At 49.3% G+C, this 18,240-nt stretch carries 14 protein-coding genes; 3 read left to right on the forward strand and 11 right to left on the reverse strand.

Features of this window, described 5'->3' with window-relative positions; translation table 11 throughout:
- Position 1: 1 nt before the first annotated feature.
- The 9 genes from C7120_RS03240 to C7120_RS03280 all read right to left on the reverse strand — a co-directional run bounded on the left by C7120_RS03240 (position 2) and on the right by C7120_RS03280 (position 12,192).
- Complete coding sequence (locus tag C7120_RS03240) at positions 2-1,612, reverse strand: hypothetical protein (protein WP_146154191.1); 1,611 nt, start codon at positions 1,610-1,612, stop codon at positions 2-4.
- 30 nt (positions 1,613-1,642) lie between these two features.
- The gene (locus C7120_RS03245) at positions 1,643-1,840 is read right to left on the reverse strand and encodes a hypothetical protein (RefSeq protein ID WP_107620330.1); all 198 of its coding nucleotides are present in this window, start codon (positions 1,838-1,840) and stop codon (positions 1,643-1,645) included.
- A 4-nt stretch (positions 1,841-1,844) separates the two neighbouring features.
- Complete coding sequence (locus tag C7120_RS14115; protein WP_233247007.1) at positions 1,845-2,129, reverse strand: hypothetical protein; 285 nt, start codon at positions 2,127-2,129, stop codon at positions 1,845-1,847.
- Positions 2,130-2,315: 186 nt separating this feature from the next.
- A complete protein-coding gene (locus C7120_RS03255) occupies positions 2,316-3,914 on the reverse strand; it encodes a CotH kinase family protein (RefSeq protein WP_107620331.1) in 1,599 nt (532 codons plus the stop codon).
- Between the two features lie 408 nt (positions 3,915-4,322).
- A complete protein-coding gene (locus C7120_RS03260) occupies positions 4,323-5,819 on the reverse strand; it encodes a calcineurin-like phosphoesterase family protein (protein ID WP_107620332.1) in 1,497 nt (498 codons plus the stop codon).
- On the reverse strand, positions 5,812-7,326 hold the full coding sequence (locus tag C7120_RS03265) for a hypothetical protein (protein WP_146154192.1): 1,515 nt from the start codon (positions 7,324-7,326) through the stop codon (positions 5,812-5,814). The genes C7120_RS03260 and C7120_RS03265 overlap by 8 nt, the downstream gene beginning before the upstream one ends.
- Before the next feature lies 1 nt (position 7,327).
- Positions 7,328-7,780 (reverse strand): hypothetical protein, encoded by a 453-nt coding sequence (locus C7120_RS03270; RefSeq protein ID WP_107621361.1) that lies wholly within the window; start codon positions 7,778-7,780, stop codon positions 7,328-7,330.
- Between the two features lie 5 nt (positions 7,781-7,785).
- On the reverse strand, positions 7,786-9,186 hold the full coding sequence (locus C7120_RS03275; RefSeq protein ID WP_107620334.1) for a RagB/SusD family nutrient uptake outer membrane protein: 1,401 nt from the start codon (positions 9,184-9,186) through the stop codon (positions 7,786-7,788).
- Between the two features lie 15 nt (positions 9,187-9,201).
- Entirely contained in the window at positions 9,202-12,192 is a 2,991-nt protein-coding gene (locus C7120_RS03280; protein ID WP_233247008.1) for a SusC/RagA family TonB-linked outer membrane protein, read from the reverse strand.
- Between the two features lie 299 nt (positions 12,193-12,491).
- Here C7120_RS03280 and ruvB point away from each other — a divergent pair, with 299 nt between their 5' ends.
- The 3 genes from ruvB to ybeY are packed head-to-tail and all read left to right on the forward strand — an operon-like array spanning position 12,492 to position 14,428.
- On the forward strand, positions 12,492-13,523 hold the full coding sequence (ruvB, locus tag C7120_RS03285; RefSeq protein ID WP_107620336.1) for a Holliday junction branch migration DNA helicase RuvB: 1,032 nt from the start codon (positions 12,492-12,494) through the stop codon (positions 13,521-13,523).
- Between the two features lie 25 nt (positions 13,524-13,548).
- The gene (gene coaD, locus C7120_RS03290; protein ID WP_107620337.1) at positions 13,549-13,998 is read left to right on the forward strand and encodes a pantetheine-phosphate adenylyltransferase; all 450 of its coding nucleotides are present in this window, start codon (positions 13,549-13,551) and stop codon (positions 13,996-13,998) included.
- Between the two features lie 4 nt (positions 13,999-14,002).
- Complete coding sequence (gene ybeY / locus C7120_RS03295; protein ID WP_107620338.1) at positions 14,003-14,428, forward strand: rRNA maturation RNase YbeY; 426 nt, start codon at positions 14,003-14,005, stop codon at positions 14,426-14,428.
- Positions 14,429-14,579: 151 nt separating this feature from the next.
- On the opposite strand, the gene C7120_RS03300 is transcribed toward ybeY, so the two are convergent.
- Positions 14,580-16,091 (reverse strand): S41 family peptidase, encoded by a 1,512-nt coding sequence (locus C7120_RS03300; protein ID WP_233247067.1) that lies wholly within the window; start codon positions 16,089-16,091, stop codon positions 14,580-14,582.
- Positions 16,092-16,210: 119 nt separating this feature from the next.
- On the reverse strand, positions 16,211-18,205 hold the full coding sequence (locus C7120_RS03305; protein WP_107620340.1) for a DNA topoisomerase IV subunit B: 1,995 nt from the start codon (positions 18,203-18,205) through the stop codon (positions 16,211-16,213).
- Positions 18,206-18,240: the final 35 nt, after the last annotated feature.

Genomic DNA, 18,240 nt, shown 5'->3' on the forward strand with positions numbered 1-18,240 from the left:
TCTACAGTCCAAAGGGTCGGTACTGATCTTCATAATTCTTGTCTAACAGCATGTAGCCGCGGTAGCGTTCGGTGGCGCCGCCTGCCTGTATGATGAGGCCTTTGCTGAAGACCAGGTACCACGAGAGTTTCTTGGTTATCGACGAGGAAGGCGAACTCGACCAGTAGAAGCCGTCTTCGCCAACACTGTACAACGTACCGTTTTGGTACCAGCCAAGCGCGGGGAGATAGAAGTAATCGTTTATGTTGCTGGGCTTACCCTGGGTGATGTTGGTGTTGGGGAAGTTGGTATATGTGAGGCGGTAATCGGTACCGTAATAATTGATGTCGGTAAAGCCCGGGATCTTATCCTTTTTCTTAAGCCACATGCCGCCCTTGTAGAGGTGTCCCATGGTGGCCCAAAGTTCGTTGTCCCAATGGGGGTCGCCATGCTTGACATACCAAATCAATTCGTTGGCATTGGGGCAATCCTTGGCGCTGCGGTTGGCGGGGGGACATGGCCAAGAAGCATCTTCTCTATACCAGCGAGAGTCGGTGTTGTTTAGAGGATAATTCCCGTCGGGTTTACCGTCAGAATCAAGGTGGCCGTACCAATAGTATTGACCCTCAGCAGCATCCCACATATAGAAGTTGTCTTGACCATAAACCGGTACTTGCAAGTCTGTGTTTACCTTTTTATTTCGGCCGGCCATGAAAGTTACACTGGGATAAGTCTTGGTGATCGTGCCGGTAACGTGGGTTACAGGGTCATGGACAGTGTATTCTATGCTGACGTTGTTGTATGTACCGGGATTGACGACCATTGTGGCACCGTTGGTGGCGTAAGGTTCTATGATGGGCTTCACGCGCGTCGTAGCGCCGTTGGTAGCGTAAATTCCTGTGGTGGGGATGGAGAAATTGGGGACGGTGAGCTCTACGCTGTTTGACGTGGATGCGGGGTTGCTCAAAGTTCCATCATCCGCCAGATCGAATGTGCCGGCAAGGGCGTCGGACGGGTTGCCTGTGAAGACGCGAATCTTCTGAAGCTTAGCACCGGCAACTACGCCTTGGTCGGTATAGGGCATAAAAGTAATGTAAGCGGCCTTGTGATCGAGCGTGAAATGATATTGGGCAACGCCCGCGGGCTTGGTAGCTGTGGCTACTCCGAAGTCGCCGTCTTCACCGATGTGGCTCGCGTCATTAGGGATGGTCTGCGTCTGGTTTGCCTTGATCGTTACTTTATCTGCTACTCCGTTTTTGCCGGTGTAGCGCACGGGGTAAGAGCTGGCCGTGAAAGTGCCGTTGAACCAGAACTTGGCCTTGGCTGCGCGCTTTACGGCAGAGGAGTTTGCCGGATTGTTTTCGAGCTTCGAGCCGATATTATTATACGCATCTTGCGTCAATGTTCCGCCGTTGTTCACCCACAGGCGGTCGCCGGCAGTCCAATAGAAGTCCAGGCCCGTGCCGTCGTATTCGGCCGTGGTACGCGTCGCAGGGACTTCTTCTACGAAGCCGATCAGTCCCTCGGTGCTCGGCTCTTGGTCGTTATTGTTATTCGCTGTGTCGTCGCTTGCGCAGCCGGCAAAAGATATGAGGCCGGCGAGGGCGAGCAATGATAAAATCTTTGTTTTCATCTTTTGTCTGTTCTTGTTTTTACTTGTTTATTAATTCTCCCATTGCTGTGGGGCGTCATCGTCCTCGTCAAACCAACCTTGCTTGGCATTCAGATCGTCGCCGTCGTCGCCGGCCTTGTTGTGTCCGCCACTGTTGGGGAACGAAGTCTGCATCAGATAGCTCGTCCCCACGGGTACCAGCTGGCACTCCGGAGCACGATAATCTTTCACTTGTTTTTTTTCTTTCATCTTTTTACGAATTAAATTTGCTATTAAAATGGGTCTTATAGGGCTCTTTGCCTGCTGGGCAAAAGGGCATGAAAAAGCGAACAAAGGGAACTCGGTTGAGCCCTTTGTTTATTGGGTTTGCGCGGCCTGCCTCGCGCGCGTATGCGATTAAGAAAAAGGAGAAGTGGCTGTAAGCCTGTATTCCTAGAGAGAGAGAGAGAGAGAGAGAGAGTAGCAAATTATTTGGAACTACCAAATAATCCTGCAACTTTTTTACCTCTGAAATAAAGATTTCTTGTTTTGCTCTCATAACTGTGATGTCTTTAAACGACTCTCTTAACGCCGGCAAAGATACGACTTTCTTTCGGAACAGCCAAATAATTGGGGAAGAAAAGTTAGGATTGACCTCCAGTTGGAAAGTAGAAGTACAGGGCGGATCGACCCTCCGAAATCGCTCCCTATAGGCAAAGAAAACGGGCTATGCCCTGCAACGCTTTTATCTAACCCACACTTTCCGGATGCTTCCATCAGAATACCGCACGATGTTAAGTCCTTTCTGTAAATGCTGTTGCTCCACGCCATGGACGGAATAAACCGACACCACGGTCGGCGAAGCTCCTTTTTCTGGATGCTGAATGCCTGCACCCGCTTCCTCATCGCTCGGATTCGGTGCGAGCCATCCTGCATCGAGAAACAAAAGGCGGGCTTTAATATAGTTATACAGGGATTCTTTTTGGCTGCTCAAGACTTCAAAATGATTACTCCATGCCTGGTTATCGCGGGCAACAGCCCCGTTTGCAATAAGCACCGCTTGCAAAGAGTCGAGCTTGCTAGAAATGAATGCCTCGGAATAACGAGTGGTTCGAAGCTCCATCCAGCGCATTTTTAATTGCTTGACATAAGCCTCATCTTTCATGAGCTTATACCAGAAAAACGGGACGAGCTGGTTGTCTCTGTGATACATCACATCGTTGGCCGTATAGCGCCAGATGCCATTTGCCTGCGGCGAATAGTATCCCTCGTTGCCATAGGCGATGTTAAAGTCCCAAAGGGCTGTCTTCCACTTTGCGTTATCACCCAGTTTGGCAGCGTGGGTGGCACTGTATTTGTAAAGGGGTGAGCTTAGGCGATACCCGTCGATGTTGTTGGAAACTTCCACAGCTATCTCATGGTCTATAAAGGATGGCACATCGATATATTGACGATAGCCCGTTGTGGGATTCTTATAGTTCTCCGAAGCAAACGCATCTTCCATGGCGTTGATAGCCGCTTGGATAGAGTCTTCGGTATGTGGGGGGAGATCGGCAAAGTCCTCATACTTCGGCTCCTTATACTGATAAGTGATCCTCTTTCCGTAAATCTTCGTCCCGTCGCTCTTTAAGGGGGTGTATTTCGACTGATAGTAGTGATCCTCGTCATCGCGATCTATCTCCACATGAAAGTCTCCCGACATGTCTTTCGCCTTCACATCGTTCAGATTCAAGCGGCCAGAGCCCTTGGTAGCTCGCTCTGACATGATGTAGATACCATAATAGATGCCGTCTACTATCACCTCACAATACTTCATGTGTGGCGCAAAGGTATGCCCTCCACGCGCCATGATCATCGTGAGAACATCACGCATATAACTCTTGTCCTGCCAAGGCGCAAGGAGTGCCCAGTCGTTATCCTTCGCCATGCCCATGATCTTTACCTTCTCTTTCTTCGCATTCACACCCTTGGAAGCCACATCGCTCGCCTTCAGGGGGCGAACAGAAAAGGGTTTCTTCCTAGAACTATAGAACGAGGAATTGCCACGATACTTCAGGGATACATACCCCTCGTAATCCACCTTCTGGCCAGGATGAGCAAGGGTGTCGCGATAGTTATGCCCATCACCATTATCGATAATCTTCATCGTGGCTAGTATCTTGTTGTCATGATGGATAATCTGACCTTTTACATGGATGAATACCAGGGGGAGATTGGTTTGTGTAAAGGTTACCTTTTTAGAAGGCGCGAAGTTATCGGCAGCCCACTTACGACTATCCCATTGCGCAAAAGAAGATACTGCGAAGAGACATCCCGCAAACATCAAGAGTAAACGTTTGGACATTGATTAATTTAAATTTATCAGGTCTTAATCATCATAACACTTCGGAACAGAAGCTCTCCCCCTCTCTCTTCGCCATTTTTCGCGGCAAGGGAAGCAAAGAGCTGCAAGATTTAAAGTTGGTTCCTTAGCCTTTTCTCCCTACAAAAATAGAGATATTTTATCACCTCCACAAACATTTCCTGCAGAAACTTGAAAAACCGCTGATTTCCAACCATTTCCATCACACCCACAAACAGAAAAGTAAAAGATGGCCTTTTACGCTCCTTTTAGCCGTTAAAAACTCCCCTTTTAGCCGTTAAAAGGAGAGTTTCTAGCGGCCTTTTACAAAACAGTTTATAGCTATCTTTAAAACTGCGAACAAAAGGAGCTTTTTATAGGCATGGCTTCGACTCCTAAGAGCAGGCCCGCTTACTCGTAGACAAACACCCTTTGCCCACTTGCTCGGAACCCATATCCATCGCTTGCCTGCACTTCTATGCGGTGAGCACCGCTACGGGCAGACTCTGGGAGGGGGAATGTCCACAGCTGTGGCGAGGGTGTCCTGCGCATCGGATTCACGCGGTTATAGCGCGTGGGATAAACCTTCTGTAGATTCATCTCGCGCATCCGCGCCACATTCGGATCAATGGCATCCGTCTTTCTGGCCATCATCCACGCCCCTCCATCCACACGGCATTTCACCTCGGTAGAGTCGCAGCCTCCCCAGATGGTGAGCAACGCTTGATAAGGCGCCGTGCCCTCCATGTCGCGGAGATGGGTGTCGAGCGTATCAATGCCCGTTACATGAATGCTCATCTGCCTGTGCGCATCAAGCCCCACGCCTTTGCAACGCAGGCTGTAAGAATTTCCCGTAAAGTCGAGCACGAAATAGTTGCGTGGCGTACCGCCCTGCTGAAGAGCCGTGGGAACGCCCTCCCAGTCTTTCTCTCCTACCCACCAGAATCCACAGGTGGCACCAGCGCCTAACTCATGGACATGCACTCCTGGTCTTCCATAGAAGAAGCGCATGACCCGATGGAGATGTCCTGTAATGGCAAGCACCTCTTTCCGATCTTTCAAAATATCGAGCAGCGCATTGCGATTCTTCGTCATCGCCAGAGGAATGTGCATGCTGAGACAGATAAGATAGTCTTGGGGTACCAGGCGAATGTCATTTTTCACAAACTCAAGCGCTTCTTCCGGTAACTCTCCGTGATACCCTTTAGCACCATCGCCATACACATTGTTGAGGACGATGAAATGCACCTTTCCTTCATTGAAGGCATAGACATCCGACCCAAAGATCGTGCTATAGGTCTTGGTCTGCCCTCGGCGGATGCTATCAGCATCTCGGTCGTGGTTCCCAATGACTGTCCACGTCTGCGAAGGCAGCAACTCCATCATCTCTTTCAACTTAGAGTGAAGGGAGAGATTATTGTTTACCAAGTCGCCAAGGAAGAGGTTCACGTCCGTCGAATCTGTATTGAGCAGCTCAGGCCACAGCGTCTTTGCAGCATAGTCTAACTCCTGATAGTTGCCCACCTGCACGTCACCGATGGCATTCAAACGGAATTGCTGCTTCACGGCCTTGCGCCTCAACCCGAAATCTGGGCTGCCTTCCCCTTTCTTAAAACTGACCCGGAAATGGCTGTTTACCACCTTCCCTGTAGACAGCGTATAGTCGGATGGAAGAATAGGGAACACACTGAAGCCCTCGGCGAGGCGAAGCTTGTATTTTCCCTTATCATTCGTCAGCACGACATCCTTGCCGTTTGAGACCGGAATGCCGGCAATTCCCGCCTCCTGGCGGTCTCTTCGACCATTCCGATTTACATCCGAATACACATAGCCTTCGATCGTCTGCTGAGCCTCGGAGGGAGCAATCGAGAGCCCGAGAAACAGCACCAAGAGGAAGATCCTACTCATACTTGAAGATATGCACTTTGTTTCCACTATCGGTAAAAGCCACATAGCCCACGCCCGTCTTTGCAAAGTCGATATTCAAACCCGTTGCGGGAATGTCGGCTATCTTCACGGGAGCACTCCATTGCCCCGTCTCTTGGTCAAGGTACATGAAGTAAGGATAGTTCTGATCGGACAAATTGTTATAAACAATATAGGGCGTTTCATCAGTAGCCACAGCAAGAGCCACTTCGGTATGGCGGTCTGGCACAAATCCTAGCGGAAGCACATTCCCACCAAGCTCTTTCCAAGTGGCATCCTGGGCGTCGTAGTATTTCATGCGCATGGCTGTTGCCCCAGACGCATTGTCTAGTGTCCAAATATATGGAACTTCATCTGGCGCAACATAGGCTCCTATCGTATAGATGTTATTAAAGGTGTTACCCGGCTCTAGATAGTTGAGGACCATGGCCTTCCATTCGCCGTTTTCATACTTCAATACATTGTATCCGTAGTTGATACCACTCACAGCACCACGATTGATACTGATGACATAAGCAGCTTCCTTGCCTCCTGCCATGTTCGACATGTATACCTGATTGGTGAGCATGGAAGGCGTTTGGCTGCGCCAGATGCCATCCTTATAATTGGAAACCACGAGGGTGCGACGTGCAAAGTCGGAATGGGTTGCATTGTTCACCTGGGCTCCTACCACCTCGCCATTGCCGAGGACGGTGATGCCAAGATATGTAGACTGAGCCTTCAAAACACCTGACGAGCCACCTGTAAACTCCCAGTTCCCATTCGTAAAGCTCTGAACGGTAAGCGCACCCTTGACAGAAGCCGTATTGTCAGCATATCCAACAAATGGGATCCCATCTGCACTTAAGTCCATGTCAAAGTAAGAACTGCTGATTTCGTTGCCAAAAGAAGTGCCTCCCACATACTCCCATTCACTTCCATTCAGCTTGATGACCACCGGATGGTTATTGTTGTTACTGCGAATCTTAAACCCTACATAAGGCTCGTGGGTCTTCGGGTTAATCTTCATAACGGGAGAGCCAAACACGGTAAGGTCTTCGAATGTCGCCACCTCATGCCATTTCAAACCTGTAGCCTTGGTTACGCTTATGGCATAACGCACATTGAAGCTGCCCTTTGTAACGATATAATCGACGGGCACCTTGAAGTTATTAGCTGTAGACTTGCTGGTTTGATCTACACCATTTACCTTGACCGTTGTCCCGTCTGAGGTCGTGAAGCGGGCCACGAGCCTTGACTTGTCGATCGTAGAAGGCATGGGGAGGCTTATGGACACCGTAGATGTGCCGGCAACCGACTGCCCGGATAGGTCGATGACATAATCGCTTGACAGATAATCGGGGTTGTCTTCTGCGTAAAACCCAAAGGACAACATCCTCGGAGCATCTATATCTTGATAAAGAAAATTCGTATTGTCAGAGCAGGCCGCTAGGAATAAAACCACTAGGGCAAGCACAACGGAATGATAGGATAATTTCTTCGTCTTCATGTTAATTCTTCTTTTCTATTACTAATGACTTTCCTTTCCCGGACTTGCCTGGCAGTCCAAGGGTGAAATCCTGACTGTTTGCCGTCAGCGTGATGGTCAGCTTGTTGTTCTTACCCTCGTCTACAGGATGCGATATCCAGCGAATGCGGATTGGCATATCATAAACTCCTGGCTCAAACACGAGTGAATTACCCGTTGTTACCAGCTCGTAGTCTACCCCCTCTGTAAGTCCGTCTCCAACGTTAATCTCATAATTAACGGTCAAAGGTTTCGTAAAAGGTCGAGAGCTGACCGATACAATATAGGTATTGAGATTGTTTACCTTCGACAATACCGTTATGGAAGAGGCTCCTGTCTCCGTTGTAATGCAGATGAACGGATGGTCGTAGCCGTCAAATTCTTTCTTGTTGCAACCGACCAAAGTGATAAGTGCTATGAATAAAAATCGTTTCATTTCCATTAGTTGTTATTGGGGTTAGGAAGCATGTTCTCGTTGGCATTCAACTCATACCGTGGAATAGGGAGAATAAAGAGGTTGCTCGGATAGGCAATCTTTTGAACCATGGAAGGGGTGTTCCTTTCACGAACGAGATCCTGTTTCCATCTGGTGATATCGAAGAAATTATGTCCTTCGAAACAAAGCTCCTTTACTCGCTCGGTGCGAATGAGGCTGATAAGGTCGGCATCTGAACATCCGGAAAGTACGGCCTGCGCCTTCAAACTTCCGACTGCTCTCTCCACGATAGCCCGAATATAAGAACGGGCATCGTTATAGCGACCAAGATTCCAGGCTGCCTCCGCAGCGTTCAAATACATCTCTGAAAGACGGAAGATGATAGGATCCTCATGCTTATCCTGCCTGTCGGGAACGACTGTTGCCGCATACTTAATACATTTGTTCGTTCCGCTTTGCTGCAAGAGCGGCAAACGGATATCATCTGAGTCATAAAGACTGATAAGCGTATCCGCAGGGAAGCACTCTAATGTGTAGAATTCCTTGAGCTTGCCACTCATATCGTGTCCATTCAAGCGGAAAATCGCCTCACCCGACATATTCAGATCCATATACATATTGATATAATCGGCACCTTGGGCAAGCGACTTGTTTGCGATTGCTCGCTCTGCATAGTCAAATGCATTCTGCCAATCCTCCATGTAAAGATATACTCGAGAGAACATGGCATTTACCGCCTGAAGAGAACCATAGAAGCGATCGGCGGCTACCTCATCGGTGAGCAGTCCTGCTGCCTGACTCAGATCGGAAAGCACCTGAGAGTACACGCTCTTCACCGTAGCACGCGCAGGATTATCGTTCGGGCCTGGCGTCTTCGTCAATACGGGAACTCCTAAATGGGAGGCATCAGCAGTATAATTATAGGGCTGTGCATAGACTCTTACGAGATCAAAATGACAAAGGGCTCGGAGAAGCAATGCCTGTCCGAGAATCTTCTTGCATTTGTCTGCTGCTGCAGGGTAAGCCGCCTCTACGATCGGTGCATATTGAATGATGTTATTGGCATTCGCCTGCGCCTCATTGATGCGATACCATATATAATAAGCCGTAGTGGCATTCTCTGGATTCAGAGTGAAGTTATACTGATCAAGCACAGAAGACCCTGAAGACCGATTTACATAACACATGTTCCCAGCAACTTCTGAGTACTTGGAGAACTCTCCGTCATAATAAGTATAGAATTTATTGTAGGCTCCTATAAGGCCTGCCTGCAATCCTCTAGGGTCTGACAGGAATGAGGGAATGGTGGTCTTACCCTTCTGCTCAACGGTAAGGAAATCGCTACATCCCGTCAAAGGAATCATTAGCAAGGCCAGCAAACTATATTTCATTGTATTTCTTTTCATTTTTCAGCATCTTTTTTAGAATCCAACATTCAATGATAACGTAAAGGTGCGCTCCAAGGGATAGCCGCTCATCACGGTCTTATAAGAATTACGCTTGCTGCTTGCATAAGGAGAATAGGCAAAAAGATTATCCGCTATCAGCGACACATCGGCACTCGTAAGTCCCCATTTCCGAATCCAGTCTCTGGGAATCTCATAACCCAATACTATATTTTGCAGACGCACCAGATCCTTCTTATAGAGGAAACGGGTAGACTGTCGGGAAGAGCCCGTACTCACACCTGCCATAGGCTTGGGATTCAAGGCTATATCACCAGGGAACTTCCAATAATCTTGTTGCTCAATAGCTTGATTATTACTGATGATATTATAACCATCGCTGTTGCCTATTGAAGCAAAGCTGCTATAGGTATATCCTCCGAACTGATAGTTAAGAAGGAAGCGTAAGGAGAAACCTTTATAAGTTAAAGTATTGGTAAGACCGCCTGTAATGATAGAGTTCGACTTCTTACCCCTAACCCGATTATTGGTACTATCGTATGTCTTCGTGATATCCCCATTAGCATCATACCACAACGGACTCCCATCATAGGGATTCACACCGGCCCATCGAACAAGGTAATATGTACGGGTATCTTCGCCTTCTATCCAAGAGATGCCGTCGGTAAAGTTCACCTGTGTACCACGATACGACTTTTTCAACTTATTGGAATTACGAGCAAGATTGATATCTGTTGTCCATGTAAAGTCTCCTTCTTTCTTGGCAATGAAATTACGGGTTGTTATGTTGATTTCAAAACCTCGATTCTGGATCTCTCCTACATTGCGATATACACGAGTATCACCCGTAGTAAGAGATACCGGAAGCTGACTCAGAAGGTTCTTTGTAAGGTTATTATACCATTCAAACTCAAAGTCGATTCGGTTAAAGGCCGCTATGCGGAAACCAAGATTCGTCATATAGGTTGTCTCCCAACTAAGCTTGCTATTAGGCGATTGGCCCTGTGTACCTCCGCTCTCACCATTATAAGAATGGCTGTCGCCATAGGAATAAGTGCCGAGAGCTTCTTGAGAGCCTATGCGGGAGTTGCCATTGGCACCATAGCTGGCCTTCAACTTTAAGACTTTCATCCATGGAATACGAAACCATTTCTCATTATGGACATTCCATGAAGCACCCACCGATGCGAAGTTTGCCCATCTCACATCGGTGCCGAACTGGGAGTTTCCGTCCTTACGACCGTTCATCGTCAGATAATATCGGTGGTCGAATGAATAGCTCAACTGGCCGATGAAAGAAACCTTACGGCTCTTGCTGCTTGAGTTATACCCTTGTCGGAGGGAGGCTTGGCTCACATCTTGAATATGATCGTTAATAAAGCCAGAGCCAGTTACATACATAGTCGTATAATCGCGGGAATCCGCTTCAAAGCCGAACACACCGCCCACAGTATGCTTCCCAAAAGTATTGTTATAGTTCAGACGGTGAATGGTTGCCCAGTTCACAATGTCTGCCGAAGAGCGACGGGCATATCCGACAGGAATCCCTGCCGTATTCATACCCGTCCAGTTTCTTTGAGAGCTATAAGTTTGCTCCAGCGTACTTTGATAGTCATAGGCAAACTGCCCCGTATACTTCAGTCCTTTCATGATATCATAAGACAGTTGGAAATTCGTTCGGAAATACCAAGTCTTCTGGTTATTGATATTCTGATCGCGTTCCAATATGGAATTTGAGATAAATCTCTGAATTGCATAGATAGGATCGCCATTGTTGTCGACGCCTGTTACTATCTTATTATAAAGGCGATAAGTTCCATCTAAATTATAAGGAGAATAAATTGGCAACAGCTCATAATACTCTCTTCCAAGCGCGAACAGGTCGTTGTCATTGTAGGAAGCAAAAAGTCCAACCGTTAGTTTCAACTTCTCCAAAAGTTGAAAGTTAAGATTCGAGCGCAGAGACAAGCGCTGCTGCTCGTTGCCCTTGACGGTTCTCTCGTTTTGATAATATTGTCCGGAAACATAATAATCCACTTTGTCTGACCCTCCGTTTAGCGACACATTGGTGAGAAATGTTGTTCCAGTATCATAAAAGACATCCCTCCAGTTCGTGTCAGTAGTAGAATAAGAGTTCATGTCATTATCTTGATAAGGGAAAGTGCGCATATCAAGACCCGCATTCTTATAGGCTTGCTTTGCCAAAGCCATCCATTGTGCAGCGTTCATCACCTTTGGAGCAGTGCTCTCATCGATATTCGCAACTCCATACTGCACATTGGCATGAATGTTGGTTTTGCCTTTCTTGCCTTTCTTCAAGGTAACGAGAATCACGCCATTGGCTCCATCGGCTCCATAGATGGAGGTTGCGGTCGCATCTTTTAATACGGTGATTGACTCGATATCATCAGGGTTCAAGTAAGAGAGGGGACTTACCGTATAGCTCGTTCCAGGCATCATATTCGTGCGGTCGCCGGTGTACATCGGCGTTCCATCGACCACCCAGAGCGGTTCATTGGATGCATTCAAGGAGGCTTCGCCGCGTATACGGACATTAAGGCGAGTACGCGGAGAGCCTGGATCTTCTGTATTTGGACTAATCTTTACACCTGGAATCAAACCATCCAACAGGACATCCACTCGCTGTTGAGGAAGACCTTTCAACTGATCAGAATTTACCTGATAGGCACTACCGACCAAGTCTGAACGCTTCTGGGCTGTACCGTAGGCTCCTACTACAACGACATCCTGAAGCTGATTGGCATCTTCCTGAAGGGTTGCGTTTACAATATTCCCACTAACCTGAATGGTCTGAGATTTCATTCCGATATAAGTAATTACCAAAGTTCGCACTCTCCCTGGCTTCAAATGCAGGACATAATGCCCATCAATATCAGTAATCGACTTGTTTTCCGTTCCTTTTTGTTGAACGGTAGCACCAATAAGAGGCTCTCCTTTTGCGTCTGTAACAATTCCGGTAACGACATCTTCTTGAGATTGCCTCACTGCTTTTGAATCATTCACAACAGCTATATCAGCCGGGTAGGCATAAGTTGTCATAAATGTAAAAGCCAACATTAGACTAAATAGAATTCTCATAAATGCGAATAATTAATAGTGCAAAGATATTAAAATTCTATTAAAAAATACTATTAGAATTACAAATTAGCATATACTTTGATCTTATAATCGCTAATCTTGATTTGAGTCAATCATACAGAGGGAGTCTACTTTAGTCTTGCTTTAAAATATTTGCATGTTATAGAGAAAAGATGTATCTTTGCAAAGGATTAAAAAATATTTGAATGTCCGACGAATTTGACATAAGAGACGAACAGCTTTCCAAGGCCGAGAAGGAATTTGAAAACGCCCTGCGCCCATTGAAATTCAGCGATTTCAGCGGCCAGAAAAAGGTGGTGGAGAATCTGGAAGTCTTTGTGGAAGCTGCCAAATACCGTGGCGAACCGCTCGACCACACCCTCTTGCACGGCCCTCCGGGGCTGGGGAAAACCACGCTGAGCAATATCATTGCCAATGAACTGGGCGTGGGCATCAAGATTACAAGTGGTCCGGTACTGGATAAACCAGGCGACCTTGCTGGCATCCTCACCTCGCTGGAACCCGATGATGTGCTTTTCATCGATGAGATTCACCGCCTCTCACCCGTCGTCGAGGAATACCTTTATTCGGCGATGGAAGACTATCGCATCGACATCATGATAGACAAGGGGCCTTCAGCTCGTTCCATACAGATAGACCTGAATCCGTTCACCCTTGTCGGAGCTACCACCCGAGGCGGATTGCTGACAGCCCCCTTACGGGCACGCTTCGGCATCAACCTTCATCTGGAATACTATGAACCTAACACCCTGCAGCGCATCATCAGGCGAAGTGCAGGCATCCTGCAAGTACCTATCGACGATGATGCCGCCGTGGAGATCTCCCGCCGGTCGCGCGGAACGCCTCGTATCGCGAACGCCTTGCTTCGCCGGGTTCGCGATTTTGCGCAGGTGAAGGGCAACGGGCGCATCACCAACGATATTGCCAAGGTTGCCCTTAAAGCTTTGAATATCGACCAATACGGCCTTGACGAAATCGACAATAAGATTCTGCTCACCATCATTGATAAGTTCCGGGGAGGCCCGGTGGGACTTTCCACCATCGCGACCGCCATCGGCGAGGACACCGGAACCGTCGAAGAAGTCTACGAACCGTTCCTCATCATGGAAGGATTTATCAAGCGGACGCCTCGCGGACGCATGGCCACAAAGCTCGCCTACGACCATCTTGGACGCAATCCTTACAATGGCAACATTTTGGAACCACAGCTTTTCTAAATCACAAAATCAAAGAAAACAAGAAATGAAAACAGGTATTTTCGTAGGAAGTTTCAACCCCTTCACCGTGGGACATGACGACATCGCCCGGCGTGCCCTGACTCTCTGCGACCGACTGGTCATAGGCGTGGCAGCCGACAATGTTCATAAGCCGGACCTCAAGTCTTCCGAAGAACGCATCAAGGCAATACAAAAACTCTATGCCGACGAGCCTCGTATCGAGGTAAAACCATTTTCCGGACTTGCCGTTGATTTTGCAAAGGCGGAAAACGCTCATTTCATCATTAAGGGGGCACGCAACTCCCGCGACTTTGAATACGAGCAGGAACAGGCCTTTGCCAACCGTTGTCTCTCGGGAATCGAGACGATCCTGCTTTTTGCCGACCCTCAGTTTTCCACCGTTTCATCGACCATGATTCGTGAAATGGAGCACTTCGGCGCAGACATAAGCAAGTTTATTCCCCACAGAAAGTAACAGAATGATTACCTATAACACCGACGGCGCCAGGATGCCGAAGATAAAGAAGCGTGAAATCACAAGGTGGATCAAGGGCGTAGCCGCGTCTTATGGCCGCAAGGTGGGAGAGATAGGCTATCTGTTTGTCAGCGACGAGAAAATCCTGGAGTGCAATCGCGAGTATCTCGGACACGACTATTATACCGACATCATCACCTTCGACTACGACGAGGGCGACCGGATAAACGGCGACATCGTGATAAGCCTCGACACCGTGCGCACCAATTCCGAGAAGTTCGGCAAGCCCTACGACGAAGAACTGCACCGCGTCATCATCCACGGCATCCTCCATCTTTGCGGCATCAACGACAAGGGACCCGGCGAAAGGGAAATCATGGAGGCTAACGAAGACAGGGCCCTTGCGCTCTTAGACGAAATACAAGACTGATTCTTTGCGGTGTCCAAACCGTACACTGAAAGCGGCAGACAGCAATAGCACCTACAGCCGGGTACTATTCTATGAGCATCCCTCAGATTTTTATAAGCTGTTGACACTCCATGTTGCAGTCGTTGAAACCCGCAAGGCTGTCTACTCTACCTTATCGGATTAACTGCACGGCCTTCTGGACGATGCGGTTTTCCTCATTCATGATGGAGAAATATTCCGACATATCCCACAAGTCGCGGGCTATCAAAGCCTTCAGCTGCAATCGTAGATAAGGCAGCGTGCGCTGCAATTCAGCCTTGTCTTTCGGCTTAATCCCTTGCTTCTCACCCTCACGCAGCACCTCGTCGATGAGACTCTGGGGGACCTCGAATCTCGCCTTGAAATCTGAAAAAGCCGGAGTTTGTGCCCGCAGCGAGCGGCGGTGCTTGTCCACATACTTGAGGTTGGCGTTGAGCACGATGCCCTTGGCCACCAATTGACGGTGAAGGGGGGTAAACTGCGCGGTGTCAAGCGGCACGAAGAAGTCGGGCATGATGCCGCCTCCGCCATACACGGCACGGTGGCGGCGCAGGGTATAATACCGCAGGCTGTCGGCAAAATGAATGCTGTCGGCACTGTACAACTCGCCATGCTTATAGCGTTGATCCAGTTCAAGGGCGTAGTCTTTCATGTCGCCCTTCACATAAGGCTTCTGGATGCAGCGGCCGGAAGGCGTGAAATAGTGGGCTACGGTGAGACGCATCATCGAGCCATCCTTAAACTCAATGGGGCGCTGCACGAGTCCCTTGCCGAACGAGCGGCGGCCTACGACCTGCCCGCGGTCTTGATCTTGAATGGCTCCCGTTACGATTTCGGCAGCCGAAGCGCTGAATTCATTGATCAACACCATCACCTTGCCCTGGAGCAAATGACCGTTGCCCTGAGCCCGGGATTCCTGCTTCGGCACGGAGCGTCCCTGCGTATAGACGATCAGGTCGCCCTTGTGGAGAAACTCGTTGGCCACCTGTACGGCAGCCTGGAGATAGCCGCCTCCATTCTCCTGAAGGTCGAGGATGAGATCTTGCATGCCCTCCCTCTTCAAAGCCTTCACCGCCTCCATGAACTCATCGTAGGTGGTAAGCCCGAAACTGCCGATGCGGATGTAGCCCACCTGCGGCCGAATCATATAATAGCCGTCAACGGTCTTCACGGGAATCTTGTCTCGCACGACCTGGAAAATAAGCCTCTCGCCGATGCCGCGGCGCACCACGCCCAGCTTCACCCGTGTCCCCTTGGGGCCGCGGAGCCGCCTCATGATTTCCTCCTTGCTCATCTTGACGCCTGCAATCAGCGTGTCGTCGACCGTGATGATACGATCGCCGGCCATGATGCCGACCTTCTCGGAAGGGCCTTTCAAGACGGGTTGAATGACGAGCAGCGTATCCTCCACGAGATTGAACTGAACGCCGATGCCGTCGAAGGAGCCGTTCAGGGACTCCGTCATTTCCTTGGTCTCCTTCTCGGTGGAATAAGAGGAGTGGGGATCGAGCTTCTCGAGCATTCCCCGGATGGCATCCTCCACGAGCTTGTTCTCGTCGACGGAGTCAACATAGAGGTTGTTCACGGCCATCTCCGCTATCTGCAACTTGTGGATTGGACTGTTGGAATTGAAGTCCAGGCGCATCTGGGCATTCAAAGGCAAAAGGGTGAAGAGGCTAAAAGGCAGAAAGAATATGGCCCTTTTCAGCCCCCGGCTATTTGTTTCTCTCATTCTCGATCGTATTATTACACCATAAATCCTTGTCATTCCAGAGGTCTGCTGTCTTCCTCCGGGATGTCTTCCTCGATGACGAGGTTATCAATGATAAAGTTCTGCCGCTCCATTGTATTCTTGCCCATGTAGTATTCCAACAGCTTTGCTACCTGATCGTTCTTGTGCAGCGTTACCTGCTCGAGACGCATGTCGGGGCTGATGAAATGGGCAAATTCCTCCGGACTAATCTCCCCCAGTCCCTTGAATCGGGTGATTTCAGGTTCGGGAGCAAGGTCGCGGATGGCATCCTGCCGCTCCTCCTCACTGTAGCAATAGCGGGTGATGAAGTCGGTCTTCCTCTCATGTTTGCCTAAACGGCCGTCGGCCTCTGCTATCACGCGCTTGTCCTTGATCTTCGTGCGACGGTTGCGGACACGGAAAAGCGGTGTCTGGAGCACATAGACATGTCCTTTTTTAATGAGCTCCGGGAAGAACTGGAGGAAGAAGGTGATGGTGAGCAGACGGATGTGCATGCCGTCGACATCGGCATCGGTGGCCACGATCACCTTATTATAACGCAGGTTGTCGAGTCCATCCTCTATGTCGAGAGCCGCCTGAAGGAGATTGAACTCCTCGTTCTCGTAGACCACCTTCTTGGTCAGACCGAAACTGTTGAGGGGCTTTCCGCGAAGTGAGAACACGGCCTGCGTGTTCACATCGCGGCTCTTGGTAATGCTTCCGCTCGCCGAGTCTCCCTCGGTGATGAAGATGGAAGATTCCTCCTTGCGATCGTTCTTCGAATCGCAGTAGTGAATACGGCAGTCGCGTAGTTTGCGATTGTGCAGATTGGCCTTCTTGGCCCGCTCACGGGCAAGCTTCGTAACGCCCGCCATCGCCTTGCGCTCGTGCTCACTCTCCTTGATTTTGTTCTCTATGATCTCGGCTATGTCGCTGTTGATATGCAGATAATTGTCCACCTCCTTCTTGATGAAGTCGCCCACATACTTGTTGATGGAGTCGCCGCCCGGGGCCATTTGGGTGGAGCCCAGCTTGATCTTGGTCTGGCTTTCGAAGACGGGTTCCTCCACATTCACGGCTATAGCTGCTACGATTCCGTTCCGGATGTCGGTGTATTCGTAGTTTTTATTAAAGAATTCCTTGATGGTTCGAGCAATATGTTCCTTGAAAGCGCTCTGATGGGTGCCGCCCTGTGTGGTGTGCTGGCCGTTCACGAAGGAGTGGTATTCCTCTCCATACTGGTTGGTATGAGTAAAGGCAATCTCGATGTCCTCGCCCTTCATGTGGATAATCGGATAGAGGCCGTCCACCGTCATATTGTCGGTGAGCAGGTCTTCCAGTCCGTTACGGCTGCGGATGCGACGGCCGTTATACATGATGGTGAGACCTGAATTCAAGTAGGTATAGTTGCGGAGCATGGTTTCCACGATATCATCGTGGAACTCATAGTTCTTGAACAGCGTACCGTCTGGTTCGAAAAAGATGTATGTACCGTTCTCATCGGTCGACTTGGTGGTGGTGTCTCCTTTCTCGATACCTCGCTCGAAAACGAGCCCGCGAACCTTTCCCTCTCGAAAAGACTTCACCTCGAAACGGGAGCTCAGGGCATTCACGGCCTTCACGCCGACGCCATTCAGCCCGACACTCTTCTTGAAAGCCTTGGAGTCGTACTTACCTCCAGTATTCAATACGCTCACGGCCTCGACAAGCTTACCCTGCGGAATGCCGCGCCCATAATCGCGGACACTGACACGGAGGTTGTCGATGATGTCGACCTCGATGCGGTCGCCGGAATTCATCTTGAACTCGTCAATGGAATTGTCTATGACCTCCTTGAGGAGCACATAGATGCCGTCTTCGGGCAGATTGCCGTCGCCGAGACGGCCGATGTACATACCCGGCCGGGTGCGTACATGCTCCATATCCGAGAGATGACGGATGTTGTCGTCGGTATAAGAAACCGCTCCATCCTGCGTCTGTCCCCCGACGGGATTCTTTACTTCTTGACTATTTAAAACTTCAGGCATATCTCATATTCTGTTTTCTTCCGGGTTAAACACAT

The organism is Prevotella sp. oral taxon 376 (assembly GCF_003043945.1).
GTDB lineage: Bacteria > Bacteroidota > Bacteroidia > Bacteroidales > Bacteroidaceae > Prevotella.